This is a genomic window from Deinococcus radiophilus, assembly GCF_020889625.1.
GTDB lineage: Bacteria > Deinococcota > Deinococci > Deinococcales > Deinococcaceae > Deinococcus > Deinococcus radiophilus.
This window is the reverse complement of sequence record NZ_CP086380.1, coordinates 1,605,819-1,620,686: the sequence shown is the minus strand read 5'-3', so window position 1 is coordinate 1,620,686 and position 14,868 is coordinate 1,605,819. Positions and strand designations below refer to the sequence as shown.

Below are 14,868 nucleotides of genomic sequence, written 5' to 3'. Positions count from 1 at the left end.
CCTGCGCGGGTTGACGCTCAGAACAGCTGCGCCACTTTGATGAGGGTTTGCCAGACGCCCCAGGCCAGCGGAATCAAGACGACCAGCCAGGCCAAGGCGATCAGCACGGGAGAGACGGAACGGACGGTTTCATTGGTCATGACAGCGCTCCTTTAGGGCTTGCCCAGCTCGGCGGTGACGGGTTCTTCAGCCGGGACCCAGTGCCGCTCGGCCACGGGCCTTACCAGCCAATTGGCGATAAAGCCCAGGACCAGCAGCCCAGCCATGATGTACATCACTGTGCTGTAGGCGTCGGCGGGGGCCACGCCTGCCGCAATCTGACGGTCACGGAAACCGTTGAGCAGGGTTGGTCCGGCAATGGCGGCAGCGCTCCAGGCCAGCAGCAGCCGTCCGTGAATGGCGCCCACGTTGCGGGTGCCGAACATGTCGCGCAGATAGGCGGGGATGGTCGCAAAGCCACCGCCATACATGCTCATGATGACGCACATGGCGAGGATGAACAGCACCAGGCTTCCCATCTGGCCGAACTGCGGCACCAGAAAGTACAGTAAGGTTCCCAGTGCAAAGAAGATCATGTAAGTCGGCTTGCGCCCGATACGGTCCGAAGTGGACGACCAGATGAATCGGCCCGCCATATTGAAGATGCTGAGCAGGCCCACGAAGCCAGCGGCAGCGGCAGCGGTAACGCCCCGACCATCGCCAAGAACGCTGTCGCTGAACATCTCCTGAATCATCACGCTGGCCTGCCCCAGCACGCCGATGCCTGCGGTCACGTTCAGGAACAGCACGGCGAACAGGAGCCAGAACTGTGGCGTCTTCATGGCCTCGTCTACCAGCACATGGTGCCGGGAGATCATGGCGTTAGCAGCGTTCTCAGTGGGGGCCCAGCCTGCAGGCTTCCAGTCTTCACGTGGCACCCGTACCAGAAAGGCCCCGAACATCATCATCAGGAAGTAGATGCCCGCCATCCACAGAAAAGCGCTGCTGACGCCCAGGGTGCCGTCGCCAGCAAAGCGGTTCATCAGGGCGGTGCCCAGTGGGCTGCCCAGCAGAGCGCCGCCGCCGAAGCCCATGATCGCCATACCTGTCGCCAGGCCAGGGCGGTCCGGGAACCATTTCATCAGGGTACTGACCGGGCTGATATAGCCTAGCCCCAGACCGATGCCGCCTAGCACGCCATTGCCCAGAATGATCAGCGGCAGGCTGTGCATCCGCACACCGATGGCCGCCACCACAAATCCAGTGCAAAACAGCAGCGCCGAGGCGAACATGGTCTTGCGCGGGCCTTCGCGCTCGACCCATTTGCCGAAAAGTGCCGAAGACGCACCTAGGAAAAAGAGCGCCACGCTGAAGATCAGGCCGACCTGCAGCAGGCTCCAGTCTCCGGCTGCGCCCTGTGCGGCGTCCAGATCCCCGCTGATCTGACGGGTCAGCGGCTTGTTGAACACCGAGTATCCATAAATCTGCCCGATGCTGAGGTGAACGGCCAGTGCAGCAGGTGGCACCAGCCAGCGGTTCCAGCCTGGCGGGGCCACCGAGTGTATGCGGTCCAGGAATCCCATTGTTCGCCCTCCTCGCTTTCTTCGGATGGGACAGCAGCAGGCGTCTATACCAAACGTACAGTCGTAACCTTCCGCCCCATCTATATGTAAAAAGATGGCCTACTATACGCGCACTTCTGATCAAAAGAAACCGAAGAAGTTCACTTGGCTGTCGTTGGGAATAAAATATAATGAAAGTCTCTTTCTGCGGTAGGATTGGAGCCATGAATCTGACCCGAGCACTACTCCTGGCGTTGCTGCCTGCTGGACTGGGAGCCTGCACCATGCTGCAACCTGCGCCCGCCATTCCCAATGCCAGCCTGAACGTGTCCACCTCTCAGGTTCAGCTACAGCCTGGAAAAGTGGCCACGGTACAGGTGAACTTCAACCACGCGCTCTACAACGAAGACCCGGGTGGCCGTTACCGGCTGAGTGTCGACAGTCCGACCCAAGATCTGCGGATTTCGCCTTTCTTGACCTCGCTGTCGGCGCGGGATATGACCGTCCTGTACATCGAAGCGGCCCGCAACGCCCGCGAAGGCCAGCACCGGGTCTTCGTCTATGTGACCGATAGCCAGGGCCGGACCCTCACCGAATCCTTCGGGGTCCGAATTCAGCCCGTGAAGACGCAAGCTGCGCCAGTAATCGCGGTGCCCTTGCCAGGCGGCCAGCCGCGGCCAGTCACACCTGCACCCGTGGTTCCTGTGCCGCTGCCCTGAAGCTGCTCAGCTGGCATCATCTGCCAGCCCCTACACTTGGCAGATGATGCGGACCTTTACTTCTCTGTCCTTGACCCTGCTGGTCGGTCTGCTGGTGGCCTGTGCGCCGGAGGCGAGTGCCCCTGAGTGGACCGTACCCAGCCAGGCCGAGCAACGGGCCTGGAAAAATGCGGCTGGCCTGGCCCCCGAAGATCCGGCGGATATTGTGGCTGCCACCCTGAGCTATCCAGCAGAAACGCAAACCATCGCCTACGCCACGCTCCGCAGCGACCGTGAGCGGGCCGAAGTGACGGTAAAGGCCTTAGGGCCAGAGCTGGCGCTCCGCTATCCAGGCGGTGTACCGGACGGCCACCGCCACGAGGAACGCTGGATGACGGGCCAAGCCAGCAACAGCCTATGTGAGCCGACGCAGCAGCGCGTACTGGTCATGACCGGCGAGGTGCCGCCCCGTCAGGGCCAGGAGTGGACCGGGGCAGCGGGCCTATTGCCCGACCCTGAACCCTGCTCCGGGTTGCCGGTGGATTCGGTGACAGCGGCGTACCAGGGAACGCTTGAGCTGAACCGCTGGAACACGGTTTATTCTGCTGAGCTGGGCGGGGAGCGGCAGGTCAGCTACCGCGTGGCGGTTTATCCCAGCGATCAGGTGCTGCCTGCGTCCACGGATCCAGCCGCTGACCTGCTGACCTGGCTGGAAGTGGCTCCCGGTCAGCCTGTTTCGGTGGAAGGCTTCAGGGCAGCGCCGCTGCCACAGTAGGTCCCGCTGGGCGCATGTCAGAAGACTGGTAGATGCTGGCCCTTACGCTGCCCGGCAATGAACCGGGCATGGGTGGGTAACGTGAGACTGTTTTCTGGAACGGCGGCGAGCGGGCCATTCTGGCTGGCGGCCCTTGCTCTGCTGCTGTCAGGTTGTGCCATGCGGCCAGGCCAGGCCACCATCTCAGGTCTGAGTCTGGGGGTGTGGCCCGCAGCCGTCGTGGTGGCTGGCGGACAAACCCAGACGGTGGTCCTGGAAGTAACGGGGGCGGCGAAAGCGAGTCAGGGACCACTGACCATCAGCACCTCGCAGGTACCGGGTGTGCTCCAGGCCGGGGTGAGCCCCGCTACCTTGACTGGGCCTGGGCGTACTTACCTCACACTGACCGCAGCCCCACACCCTGCCGCAGCCCCACACCCTGCCGCAGCCCAGCACCGCCTGACTGTGACGGTCCAGGATGAGCAAGGGCAGCGGCTGCAGCGGAGCGTGCCGGTGCATGTGGTCACCCGCTAGGTCAGCCGCGCGGGGCTGTTCAAAAGGTCGCAGACTGCACCAATGTAGAGATAACGTCTGGCAGACGAATGCGCTGTGCCCGCAGATCGGTCAGGGCCATGATCTGTTCAGCCGGAAGTGCCACGCCACCGCCTTCACCATCTAGCGTGGTGTGAGGCGCCTGTACCAGTTGCACGTCATCGCCCCGGTGCAGCGCTCCCCATAGCGTGGCTGTCTCGCACGCTTCACTTTGCGAGCCGCATAAGACGGTGCCGGACATGCCCAGACGCTGAAGCTCGCTGGGCAGCGGGGTCTCGGCAAAGGCATCACCGTAGGTCTTGAAGATATGCAGGTCATCAGGCGTGACCTCGGCCTGCAATTCGGGAATCAGTTGCCACGGCGGAGAACCTTCGGGCGAGTCCTCCAGTTCGGCGTCGGTGTGCTGCACCCAGACGACCGGAATACCTGCGCCGCGCGCTCAGCCAGTAGTGCAAGAATCCGGTCAGTTATTTCGGGCAGGCGGTGGGCACCGGCGACAACCCCACCTGCAAGTCCACGATGATGAGGGCCTGGGTCATGGGCCGCCATACCCGGCAGTGTCACCAGCCCAACACCCGCGTTTGGATGTGATACAGACCCGTCGTGGCGGTGATAAACAGCTCGTTGCCTTCTGCGCCGCCAAAACAGAGGTTGGCCACTGTTTCTGGCACCAGAATGCGCCCCAGTTCCTCGCCCTCCCGGTTGAGCACATGTACCCCGTCCCCGGCGCTGCTCCAGATGCGTCCTTCGGCGTCTACCCGTAGGCCGTCGGTCTTGCCCTGGTCTATCTGAAAGGCTTCACGGACATATTCCGCCTGTTGACCGACGACTCGGTACAGGTGGGTGGCCGCGTTGTCGCCCGTATCGGCGAGCAGCAACTCAGTGTCCGATAAGAAGGCCAGCCCGTTGGGCTTGTGCCGGTCCTGGATGGAGCAACTCAGTGCGCCGTCTGGAGCGATGCGGTACACGTAGCGGCCCGGCTGCTCCATCTCGCCGCCATAGCCCTCTTCGGGCTTGTCTATGCCATAGGTGGGGTCGGTAAACCACAGGCTGCCGTCCGGGTGCAGGGCCACGTCGTTGGGGCTGTTCAGGCGGTTGCCCTCCCAGTGATCGGCCAGGGTCGTCCAGCTGCCGTCCACCTCTTGGCGCAGTACGGCCCGTTCACCATGCGAGCAGGCCACCAGGCGGCCTTCGGCGTCTAGGCAGTGCCCATTCTGGTGGTGGCTGGGATTCATTTCCTCCTGCAGTCCCTCGCCCGCTGACCAGCGCCAGGTACGGTTCTGGCGCACGTCACTGAACACTACGCAGCCACGTGCCGGAATCCACACCGGCCCTTCGGTCCAGGTAAAGCCGTCTGCCAGCCGGGTCAGTTCGGCATCTTCAGGGAACAGCTCCCGGAAATTCCCCTGTGCGGCCTGCAGGACTTCGCTCATAGCCGCTTGTCGCCACTGGGGTCAGTGCCGAAGGTGGTGCCAGTTTCCTGGGTGTGGCTGTCGACGTCGATGACACTGTCGGGAATACCCTGCTCCGCCTGATCGCTGTACCGCGCAGCGTCGCCACCCAGGCGGCTTCCGGCGTCGGTGGCTGGCAGGTCAGCGGGGGCTGCGCCGCGGCTGATATTTTCATCGCCGGTCCAGTGGCTTTGGCTGCTCATCCCGTTGCCCTGCTCATTCCGGCCTTGCTTGTCCTGCATTCCATCATTCCTGCGGTCTTCGTCGTTCATAAGCCCAGCATGGCACTCAGCACGACGCGCCGGATGGGACAGGCCTAAAGCCGACTGTACCAATCAAGCAGGAACAAAGGTCCGCTCCGGGGTGTATTAATCTGAAAGGGACCGGAACGGCAAAAGGTCAACCCGGACTGAGGAGGAAGCGCACCATGATGCACGCACCCACGTCACCGTCTGCCGCTCTACCCGCAGAGCTGCCAGGGCTACACGATCTGGAGATCGTGACCTGCGGGGACCCGGGAGTCAGTCGCAGCGGTCAAGCCGTCAGTTGGCCGGCCCGGAGCGCGGCTGAGCTGCTGTGGTACCTGCACGCTCACCCACAGGGAGCCTACCGCGCCCGGCTGCTGCTGGATCTGTGGGGCGATGAAGAAACTCCAGCGGCGCTGGGCCGTTTCCGGGTGGCCTTGCACCGCTTACGGGCTGTGTTGGGTGGCCCGCAGACGGTCACCGAAACTGCTGGGCGCTACGCCCTGCACCCGGCGGTGTATGCCCGCAGCGATGTGGGACGGCAAGCCGCGCTGCTGACCGGCGAGATGTCTGCTGAGGTCTGTCAGGCGGCTCTGGCTACGGCACAGGGGCCTTATCTGCCGCAATTGGAAACGGCGTGGGTGCGTCCAGAGCGTGACCGGCTGGCGGCGCTGCACCAGCAGTTGGCGCTGGACCTGTCGTGGCAGCACTGTTCCCAGCAGCAGTGTGACTGTTCGCTGCGTGAGCTGCTCAGCGCTGCTGAGGCCGACCCCCTGTTGGGCGAGAACCACCAGCAACGTCTGCTGGTCTGCCTGAGTGTGCAGCGTGGGCCTGTCGCCGCCACCGACCATTACCGCCGTTATGTCCGCTATCTGCGCCAGGAGGTTGGTGACGGTCCTTTGCCTGAAACCCAGGCGCTGGCCCAGCGGGTTCGGCAGGGCGAGGCAGCCTGTCATTGGCGGCAAGTGGACCGGCCAAAGACCGGAGACTGATTCCCGAGCCACCTGGCCCCCGCTTTCCTGCTGCCAAGTCACTGATCCTTGTGACTCACACAGGAACAGCGCGGCCCCTCACCGCACGCAGGCCAAAGTGGGGCCGCGCCGCCATGTATGTCCACAAGAGCGGTATGCTGGATGGCGTTATGACCCGACCAGACACCATCATGTCAGGTGGCAACGCAGCCTTTTTGGATGGGCTGTATGAGGACTATCTGACAGATCCGCAGAGCGTTGACCCGGAGTGGCGTAGCTTTTTTGACGCCCAGCGCGGCGGCGCCCAGGAAGCCCGCCACTCGGCCATTCAGCAGGCCTTTTACGATCTGGGGACGGGACGCCGTCCCCGTGCCATGCAGGTGGTTCAGGGTGAAGCCAGCGGCGCTCAGCAGGCCATCAGTGCGCTGATCACCGCCCACCGGGTCTACGGTCACTTGCACGCCCAATTCGATCCGCTGCGGTTGATCGGAACCCCGGATGTGCCTGAACTGACCCCGGCGTACTACGGTCTGAGTGACGTCCAGATGAGCGAACAGGTCACGGATGGGTATTTTGCTGGCACGGTGGCCGAGGTGTTGGGTCAACTGCGTGGGATCTACTGTGGCCCCATCGGCTATGAGTACAGCTACCTGCCGAGCGAAGAACGCGAGTGGTTTCAGGACCGCATTGAGCGTGGGGGACGGCGCGACGCCTTTACCAAGGAAGATAAGCTGCGGCTGCTGGACCGTCTGAACGCCGCCGAGGGTCTGGAAAAGTACCTGCACATCAAGTATGTGGGCCAGAAACGCTTCTCGCTGGAAGGCAGTGAGAGCTTCATCCCGCTGCTGGACCGCCTGATTCATGGGGCCGGAGACTACGGTGTCAAGGAAATCGTGCTGGGCATGGCCCACCGTGGCCGCCTGAACACGCTGGTCAACATCTTCGGTAAGCGGCCCAAAGACCTTTTTGACGAGTTCGAGGGCAAAAAAGTTCTCAGTGAGAACCCGGATATCTCCGGTGACGTGAAATACCACCTGGGCTTTTCCAGCGATGTGAAGACCAAGAACGGCCCCTTGCATCTGGCGCTGGCCTTCAACCCCAGCCACCTGGAATTGGTGGCCCCAGTCGTTCACGGTTCCACCCGTGCCCGCCAGGACCGCCGCGACGAAACTCCCCACCTGATGCGTGACGTACGCCGTGACAACGTGTTGGCTGTAACGGTCCACGGTGACGCCGCCGTGATCGGACAGGGTGTGGTCATGGAGACGCTGAACATGTCGCGTCTGCGCGGATACACCACCGGCGGCGCGGTTCGTATCGTGATCAACAACCAGGTGGGCTTTACCATCTCCGATCCACGGGATAGTCGTTCTAGCCGCTACTGCACCGATGTTGCCAAGATCGCCAACGCGCCAGTGATGCACGTGAACGGGGACGATCCCGAAGCGGTGGCCTTCGCGGCCGACCTGGCCCTGGCCTACCGCCAGCAGTTCGGCAAGGACGTGTTTATTGATCTGGTGTCGTTCCGCCGCCACGGCCACAACGAAGCCGATGACCCCACCATGACCCAGCCGATCATGTACAAACAGGTCAAAGCCCACCCCGGCACGCTGGCGCTGTATGCCCAGAAGCTGCAGCAAGAGGGTATAACTACTGCAGCGGACGTGAAGGCCCTGGCCGACAGCTACCGTGACCGCCTAGACCGCGGCGAGAGTGTCGTGGCCGAACTGACCGACGATACCGTCAGTGACCTGGGTGAGCGCTGGGCCGAATACAAGAAGGCTGCCAAGGAGTCCAACTGGCAGTCGGTGGCCGAAACGGCCGTGCCTGCCGAGAAGTTGGCCGAACTGGCCCAGCGCATGACCACTTTCCCCGAAGGCTTCGAGCTGCACCGTGGGGTAAACCGGGTGATGGAAGCCCGCCGGGCCATGAGCCGTGGCGAGCAGCCGCTGGACTGGGGCATGGGCGAAATGCTGGCCTACGCCACGCTACTGGACGAGGGCTACAACGTGCGCCTGAGTGGTGAAGACTCCGGGCGTGGAACCTTCGTACACCGCCACGCGGTGGTGCACGACCAGCGGGGACTGGACCCTCTTAAGGGCGATTACCTCAGCCTGGAATTCCTGCGTCCCGGTCAGGGCCGCGCCGAAGTGATTGACTCCACCCTTTCCGAAGAAGGCGTGATGGCCTTTGAGTACGGCTACTCCGGCACCAACCCCAACACGCTGGTGCTGTGGGAAGCGCAGTTCGGTGACTTTGCCAACGGCGCCCAGGCTGTGATTGACCAGTTCATCGCCGCTGGGGAAACCAAGTGGCTGGGCCTGAGTGGTCTGACGCTGTTGCTGCCACACGGCTACGAAGGTGCTGGCCCCGAGCATTCCAGCGCCCGTCTGGAACGCTTCTTGCAGCTGTGTGCTCAGAACAATATGCAAGTCGTGGTGCCGAGCAGCGCCTCACAGATTTTCCATCTGCTGCGCCGTCAGATGAAGCGTGGCTACCGCAAGCCGCTGATCGTCATGACGCCCAAGAGTCTGCTGCGTAACAAGCGTGCCATGTCGCCGCTGAGCGAGCTGACCGAGGGCCGTTTCCGCAACGTGATTGGCGATCCCGAAGTCGAGAAGGGCCGCCGCGTGGTTATCAGCTCTGGCAAGTTGCACTGGGAGCTGTACGACGCCCGTGAGGAAGACCGAGAGGGCTACCACGGCACCGCGCTGGTCCGTCTGGAGCAGCTGTATCCCTTCCCACTGGATGAGCTGAAAGAAGAACTGAGCCGCCACCCCGGTTCGCAGGTGGTCTGGTCACAGGAAGAACCTGAGAACCAGGGGGCCTGGCTGTTGATCCGTGAGGACCTGGAACGTACCCTGGCTGAGCTGAACCTGGACCACACGCTGACGCATGTCAGCCGCCGCCGCGCCGCCAGTACGGCCACCGGCTACGCCCACGTCCACGCCAAAGAACAGGCCAAGGTCATTGCCGATGCGCTGGGCGAGAAGGTGTCCCGCGAAGCCTACGATGCCCAGGTAGAATTGACTGAGGAAGCCGAAGCCCAGGGCTAAACTGGCCTGGTCAGGTCCATCAGCCACGCATGTCCCGCCCCCCCAAATTCCAAGAGGTTAGACCCCATGTCAGAAATTAAAGTTCCCGTATTCAGCGAATCCGTTTCCGAAGGCACCCTGCTGGGTTGGAATGTGCAGCCGGGCACCAGTGTCAAGCGCGGTGATGTGCTGGCCGAAATCGAAACCGACAAAGTGGTGCTGGAAGTGATTGCCCAGGAAGACGGCGTCCTGAAAAGCGTGACCAAGAACGAGGGCGATACTGTCCTGAGCGAAGAAGTGCTGGGCGAGCTGGGTGCCGGTGAAGCGGGCGCAGCAGCGTCCGCCCCGGCCAGCGGCAGTGAAAGCAGTGCCGATCCCTCCCAGAGCGCCGGCGGCGAGAGCCAGGCCCGCCATGAGCAGTCGGTGCCTGCGCCGAGCTCGCAGGCCGAGCGCCGCGAAGACCTCTCGCCCGCCGTGCGCAAGATCGTGGCTGAAAAAGGACTGGACCCGGCCCAGGTTCCGGCCACCGGTCCACGCGGCAACATCACCAAGGCGGACGCCATGGGTGCCCAGCCTGGCGCGTCTGCTCCTCAAGCTGTTGCTGCGCCGCTGCCCACCGGCGAGCGTCCCGAAGAGCGCGTGCCGATGACCCGCATCCGCCAGAAGATTGCCGAGCGCCTCAAGGAAGTGCAGGACACCACGGCCATGCTGACCACCTTCAACGAGGTGGACATGAAGCCGATCATGGACCTGCGCAAGAAGTACCAAGATCAGTTTGTCGCCAAGCATGACGTCAAACTGGGCTTCATGAGCTTTTTCGTGCGGGCGGCCACCGAGGCCCTCAAGCAGTTCCCGGTGGTCAATGCCAGCGTGGACGGCAAGGACATCATTTACCACGGCTTTTATGACATCGGCATCGCCGTGTCCACCGAGCGTGGTCTGGTCGTGCCCATCCTGCGTGACACCGATCAGATGAACCTGGCCGAGATCGAAAAAGGCATTGGCGAATTTGCCCAGAAGGCGCGCGGCGGCAAGCTGACCATGGAAGACATGAGCGGCGGCACCTTCACCATCACCAACGGTGGAACGTTTGGTTCGATGATGAGTACCCCGATCATCAACGCCCCCCAGAGCGCCATCTTGGGCATGCACAACATCGTGGAGCGCCCAGTGGTGGTGAACGGCGAGATTGTCATTCGTCCGATGATGTACGTGGCCCTGAGCTACGACCACCGCATCATTGACGGCAAAGACAGCGTGCAGTTCCTGGTGACCATCAAGAATCTGCTGGAAGACCCCGCCCGTCTGCTGCTGGATATCTGAGCTGTAGGCACAGCCACCCGCTCCAGGCGCAACGCCACTGGGGCGGGTTTTGTCGTGTGGGGTGGTCTGTAGGGCTTTTGTCTACCCTAGCCACCTATGCTGCTAGGCATGACAGCCGCGAGTAACAGCTTGAATGGACGCTTTGGGCCACTGGACGGAGGCTACGCTCTGGCAGCGGCGTGGACTGGGCAAGAGTTCCAGGGCCGGATCGGCAGTTTCCTGAATGGCATGGACGTGCGAATCGGGGCCACGCCGACAGGACTCACCGGACGGGTCGGGGGGGTCAGTTTCGGCTTTGACGTGGAGGCCGAAGTGGCGGGCACCCGGATGCAAGGACGCTTGGGCAGCTACCTAGATGGCACTGATTTTGTGTTGGAATTCACGCCAGAAGGTGCCGCTGGACGCATTGGGGGTGTGTTGGACGGCCAGGATATGACGCTGCAGCTTTATGCTGGTGAGGTGCGGGGCCGCCTGGGTGGTGTCACCCAGGGGTGGGATGTCCGGATGGACCTGGGAGCGGTGCCTTTTCCACTGGCGGCGCTGCTGGCAGTGTGCGCCCACCGTGTCCAGACCGAGTCACAGCGGGCGGCCCAGGATGCCCGCCGCCAGGGCTGATTCAGGCGATTGATGCGCCAGCGGTACCGTCACCCTCGCGCCGGGAGTCGCGGCGCTGTTCGGCAGGGCGCGGTTCACCCGCCAGATCGCGGAAAGCCTGCGCCTTGGGGGAGAGTTCCATCTGCTCATAGCAGTCGGCCAAGCGCAGCGCAAAAAAACGCACCGCCTGGCAGTCCTCACGCAGCTCGGCGGTTTCCAGACAGTGGCGGTAGTGCAGCGCGGCCAGATGGTACTGGCGCTGCTGCGCGGCCCGCTCGGCCCGGCAATGACTAAGCCGGAGGGAGACAATGTCTTTGGCCTGTGAGCACATAGCGCCACTCTAACGGCACTTGGGCATTTCACAATGCAAGATGAGTCAGGGTTCGCCGCCAAAAACCGTGCGCTAGACGCAGTTCACTTTTGAACCATGTGAAAACTGAGGAGATTTTGGGAAGTTGTAAAATTCAGCCAGCTCCGGAAGATCAGCTTTCGCTGGCCCGGACACGCAGGTCCGGCAAGCTTTGCACCGTCAGAGTCACTGACAGCACTTGCCCCGGCTGGCTGGGCGTGGTCATCGGCAGGTCCAGGGCCAGGTCCGGAATGAGCAGTGTGGCCTGTGGCCCTTTGCGCTCTACCACCACCGCTTCCCAGACCCGTTCCGGCTGCGCGGCGATACAGCGCAGGGTATGGTGGCGGCGGCTGAGGCGCTCGGCGGTGCGGGTTCCGGCGCTTCCGATGCTGGCTTCGGCGATATGGGCGGCCACCTCGCGCCCACTCATGGGTTCAGCGCCGCTGAGATGCGCGCGTAACTGCTGGTGCACCACCAAGTCCAAGTAGCGCCGCATAGGGCTGGTGGCCTGGGTGTAAAGGTCCAGGCCCATGCCCGCGTGTGCGCCGGGGGCCGACTGAAAGCGGGTACGTCCCAGTGTCTTGCGGCGGGCCCAGTGCGCGGGGATGGTGTCGCCGCTGACTTCGCGGTGCGGCGGGTCCTGGGTGGCGAAGGGAATCGGCAACTCGAAATCGTCGGCATAGATGGCTGCGCCCCAACCGGCCAGGGTCATGCATTCCTGCACCACGCCGCGCATTTCAGGGCGGGGGAGGGCCGTGACCTGAGCACCGGCTTCGTCGGCCTTGACGCGCACTTCAGGCAGGTCAATGCTGACCGCGCCTTCCTCGAAGCGGATGTCACGGCTGACACGGGCCAGTTCGGCCAGACGGGCGAAGTCCTTATGCCCGCTTGCAAACATGGCCTGGGCCTGGTCGTAGCTCAGGCGCTGCACCCGCACGCGGGTCAGATGAACTTCTACCGCCTCAGCATTGCCCGTTTCATCCAGGTCCAGCGCGATAGAGAGGGCCGGGCTGGTCTCGCTGAGACCCAGGCCCGCCTGGGCGATCAAGGCTTCGGGCAGCATGTGGATGGTCTGGTCTGGCAGGTAAAGGGTTGCGCCGCGTGCACGGGCCTCCAAGTCCAATGCACTGCCCGGCGGGACCAGCGCGGCCACATCCGCCACATGGACCCACAGCCGGGTCAGGCCGCCGCCCAGGTCTTCGGCACTCAGGGCGTCGTCGGGGTCCTGGTTGCCCTCATCGTCGATCGCGTAGGCGCTCAGGTGGGTCAGGTCCAGCCGTTCCTCGTCAGGCCACTCGGGGACAGGCAGGCTCACGGCCTCTAGGGCCGTCCCCAGCCGCTCGGCATATGGGGTCTGGGCCTCGGTCCAGCGGCCTGCTTCCAGCAGCAGGGCATGGGCACTCTCGGGGGTTTCGGGCCGTGCCAGGTCACGCAGGGTCCTCGATTTGTCCTGTTTGCCGCGCGCGGTCAGTTCGACGTCGGTCCACTGGGCGCTGCTGAGTTCACTGATCTCCACCCTGGCAAGGTAGCAGAATCGTTCCTCCAGGAAGACACAAGTATTGCCCCCGTGAGTGGATGCGAGGATCAACCAAAAGGCTGCCCCGTGGTCAAGGACACACAAGGCAGAGAGTGAGAGAGGCTGTTCTGGCTGCTTTAGGAGTTGGGGATGATAGGTCCTGAGGACCCTGTATCAGCGCCCGGCTGCCCACACCCCCACCACACTGCGAGCGGTGTGTTCCAGGTTGCTGGCGGTGTCGGCCAACAGATCAGCGAGCGGGGCGGGACCAGGCAAGATGGGGAAGACTCCAGCGAATCCAGCCATCAGGAGGGCGTCTCGGCTCGCCGGGTCCGCCACGCCGCCCAGCGCGATGCACGGCACTCCCGCCCGCTGGGCCTGGCGCAGTACGCCTAAGGGAACTTTGCCACTCAGGGTCTGGTGGTCCAAACGGCCTTCGGCGGTGAGAACCAGGCTGGCTCCGGTCAGTGCTTGCGGTAGCCCTGCTGCGTCCATCACCAGGTCAATTCCAGATTCCAGCTGTGCCCCCAGCACGGCGCGCAGGCCATAGCCCAGGCCTCCGGCGGCTCCACTGCCTGGGAGTTGCTGCACATCTGGCAGGCCCTGGGCCGTCAGCACCGCAGCAAAGTGGCCTAGCGCGGCGTCCAGTTCGCGCACCCCTTCAGCCGATGCACCTTTTTGTGGTCCAAAGACGGTGCTGGCTCCCTGTGGCCCGGTGAGCGGATGGGTGACATCACAGGCGACCCGCAGACGAATGCCCGCCAGGCGTGGGTCCAGTCCGCTCAGGTCGGCGTGGGCCAGCTGCGAGAGGGCCGCGCCTCCGCGGGGAAGCTCCTGACCAGCCGAGTCCAGCCAGCGCACCCCCAGCGCTTGCAATGTTCCAGCTCCAGCGTCGTTGGTGGCGCTGCCGCCGAGTCCCAGCAGCAATTTGGTGGCGCCGCCGTCCAGTGCATGGCGGATCAGTTCGCCTACTCCATAGGTGCTCGTATGTCCAGGGTCGCGCCTGGCTGGGGCCAGCAGCGGCAGGCCGGCAGCCTGAGCCATTTCAATCGCTGCTACATTGCCTGGGAGCTGGGCGTAGCGGGCCTGCACCGGCTCACCCAGCGGGCCGCTGACCTGGGCACTGATCCACTCTCCACCCCGCGCCGCTCGCAGGGCCGCCGCAAAGCCCTCGCCGCCATCCGAGAGCGGGAGCTGTTGTACCGCTGTTCCGGGTAAGGCGGCCACCACCCCGCGTCCGATAGCCTGCGCGGCAGCCGTAGCGTCCAGCGCTTCTTTGAACGAATCCGGCGCGATGACGATGGTCATGGGCTGAGGATAGAGCCGATGGGAGAAGGGAAACTTTTCATCAGTCTGCCGCAGTGCCCGTGACGCACCCATGACGCCTCAGCTGTTCCCGGTTCCTAGCGTGCAGTTCAGGGTATATACCCCGTCCCAGCGGCGTTCTTGCTGACTGAAGAGTGGCAATGCTGTATTCACCAGGGCAAAGCGGGTCAGGCGGCTCTGATCAGTCTCGAAGCGGACCTCTGCGTCGGGTAAGAACGTCTGGAAGTCCTCGGTAAAGGCCTTGGTTTCGGCGGCGGCGGCAGCAAACTGCGCGGCAGTGAAGCGTCCGGCTGTTCGCTCTACGGTGTACTCACCCACGCAGGGCTGTCCGGTGAACTGAAGGGCTGCTGCGCTTATCTGCGCCTCCCAGCGGGGCGTCACCGTCAGGCTCCGGGGCAGGGCCGCTTGTGCCCCAGCTGAAGCGGAGGAGAGGGCCAGGGCAGCCAGCCAGACTTTAGGATTCATACCCGCGAGGATACGCCCGCAAGGTCTGTGCCGATTCAGAGCAGCGTT

General features: G+C 63.6%; 15 protein-coding genes and 1 pseudogene. 7 read left to right on the top strand and 9 right to left on the bottom strand.

The features are described 5' to 3' along the window. Positions 1-17: 17 nt before the first annotated feature. On the bottom strand, positions 18-140 hold the full coding sequence (locus LMT64_RS14200) for an MFS transporter small subunit (RefSeq protein ID WP_267869766.1): 123 nt from the start codon (positions 138-140) through the stop codon (positions 18-20). 12 nt (positions 141-152) lie between these two features. Next, positions 153-1,562, bottom strand: a complete 1,410-nt coding sequence (locus tag LMT64_RS08180; RefSeq protein ID WP_126351116.1) for an L-lactate MFS transporter — start codon at positions 1,560-1,562, stop codon at positions 153-155. A 203-nt stretch (positions 1,563-1,765) separates the two neighbouring features. Between LMT64_RS08180 and LMT64_RS08175 the strand changes: the two genes are divergently transcribed. The 3 genes from LMT64_RS08175 to LMT64_RS08165 all read left to right on the top strand — a co-directional run bounded on the left by LMT64_RS08175 (position 1,766) and on the right by LMT64_RS08165 (position 3,527). Then, the gene (locus LMT64_RS08175; RefSeq protein ID WP_126351117.1) at positions 1,766-2,260 is read left to right on the top strand and encodes a hypothetical protein; all 495 of its coding nucleotides are present in this window, start codon (positions 1,766-1,768) and stop codon (positions 2,258-2,260) included. Positions 2,261-2,303: 43 nt separating this feature from the next. Continuing rightward, positions 2,304-3,014 carry a hypothetical protein gene (locus LMT64_RS08170; RefSeq protein WP_126351118.1) on the top strand — a complete coding sequence of 237 codons (711 nt, stop codon included), beginning with the start codon at positions 2,304-2,306 and terminating at the stop codon, positions 3,012-3,014. 81 nt (positions 3,015-3,095) lie between these two features. Then, positions 3,096-3,527, top strand: coding sequence for a hypothetical protein (locus LMT64_RS08165; RefSeq protein WP_126351119.1), 432 nt, complete (start codon positions 3,096-3,098; stop codon positions 3,525-3,527). A 19-nt stretch (positions 3,528-3,546) separates the two neighbouring features. Here LMT64_RS08165 and LMT64_RS08160 read toward each other — a convergent pair. From LMT64_RS08160 to LMT64_RS08150, 3 genes and pseudogenes are all read right to left on the bottom strand, one after another. Continuing rightward, positions 3,547-3,972, bottom strand: a pseudogene (locus tag LMT64_RS08160) (isochorismatase family protein); the annotation flags it as partial. A gap of 133 nt (positions 3,973-4,105) precedes the next feature. Next, positions 4,106-4,978 (bottom strand): SMP-30/gluconolactonase/LRE family protein, encoded by an 873-nt coding sequence (locus LMT64_RS08155; RefSeq protein WP_126351121.1) that lies wholly within the window; start codon positions 4,976-4,978, stop codon positions 4,106-4,108. Beyond that, a complete protein-coding gene (locus tag LMT64_RS08150; protein ID WP_126351122.1) occupies positions 4,975-5,268 on the bottom strand; it encodes a hypothetical protein in 294 nt (97 codons plus the stop codon). The genes LMT64_RS08155 and LMT64_RS08150 overlap by 4 nt, the downstream gene beginning before the upstream one ends. Before the next feature lie 155 nt (positions 5,269-5,423). On the opposite strand from LMT64_RS08150, the gene LMT64_RS08145 reads away from it, so the two are divergent. The 4 genes from LMT64_RS08145 (at position 5,424) to LMT64_RS08130 (ending at position 11,185) form a co-directional block, all read left to right on the top strand. Continuing rightward, a complete protein-coding gene (locus tag LMT64_RS08145; protein WP_229253147.1) occupies positions 5,424-6,233 on the top strand; it encodes an AfsR/SARP family transcriptional regulator in 810 nt (269 codons plus the stop codon). Between the two features lie 149 nt (positions 6,234-6,382). After that, entirely contained in the window at positions 6,383-9,268 is a 2,886-nt protein-coding gene (locus LMT64_RS08140; protein WP_126351123.1) for a 2-oxoglutarate dehydrogenase E1 component, read from the top strand. A gap of 66 nt (positions 9,269-9,334) precedes the next feature. Then, a complete protein-coding gene (odhB, locus tag LMT64_RS08135; protein ID WP_126351124.1) occupies positions 9,335-10,570 on the top strand; it encodes a 2-oxoglutarate dehydrogenase complex dihydrolipoyllysine-residue succinyltransferase in 1,236 nt (411 codons plus the stop codon). A gap of 108 nt (positions 10,571-10,678) precedes the next feature. After that, positions 10,679-11,185 (top strand): hypothetical protein, encoded by a 507-nt coding sequence (locus tag LMT64_RS08130; protein ID WP_229253146.1) that lies wholly within the window; start codon positions 10,679-10,681, stop codon positions 11,183-11,185. A 1-nt stretch (position 11,186) separates the two neighbouring features. Here the strand turns inward: LMT64_RS08130 and LMT64_RS08125 are convergent, their stop codons facing one another. From LMT64_RS08125 to LMT64_RS08110, 4 genes are all read right to left on the bottom strand, one after another. Continuing rightward, entirely contained in the window at positions 11,187-11,495 is a 309-nt protein-coding gene (locus LMT64_RS08125) for a hypothetical protein (protein WP_229253145.1), read from the bottom strand. 151 nt (positions 11,496-11,646) lie between these two features. Next, entirely contained in the window at positions 11,647-13,029 is a 1,383-nt protein-coding gene (locus LMT64_RS08120) for an RNB domain-containing ribonuclease (RefSeq protein WP_126351125.1), read from the bottom strand. Positions 13,030-13,203: 174 nt separating this feature from the next. After that, entirely contained in the window at positions 13,204-14,337 is a 1,134-nt protein-coding gene (locus LMT64_RS08115) for a glycerate kinase (RefSeq protein WP_126351126.1), read from the bottom strand. Between the two features lie 78 nt (positions 14,338-14,415). Then, positions 14,416-14,820 carry a hypothetical protein gene (locus tag LMT64_RS08110; protein WP_126351127.1) on the bottom strand — a complete coding sequence of 135 codons (405 nt, stop codon included), beginning with the start codon at positions 14,818-14,820 and terminating at the stop codon, positions 14,416-14,418. Between the last annotated feature and the right edge of the window lie 48 nt (positions 14,821-14,868).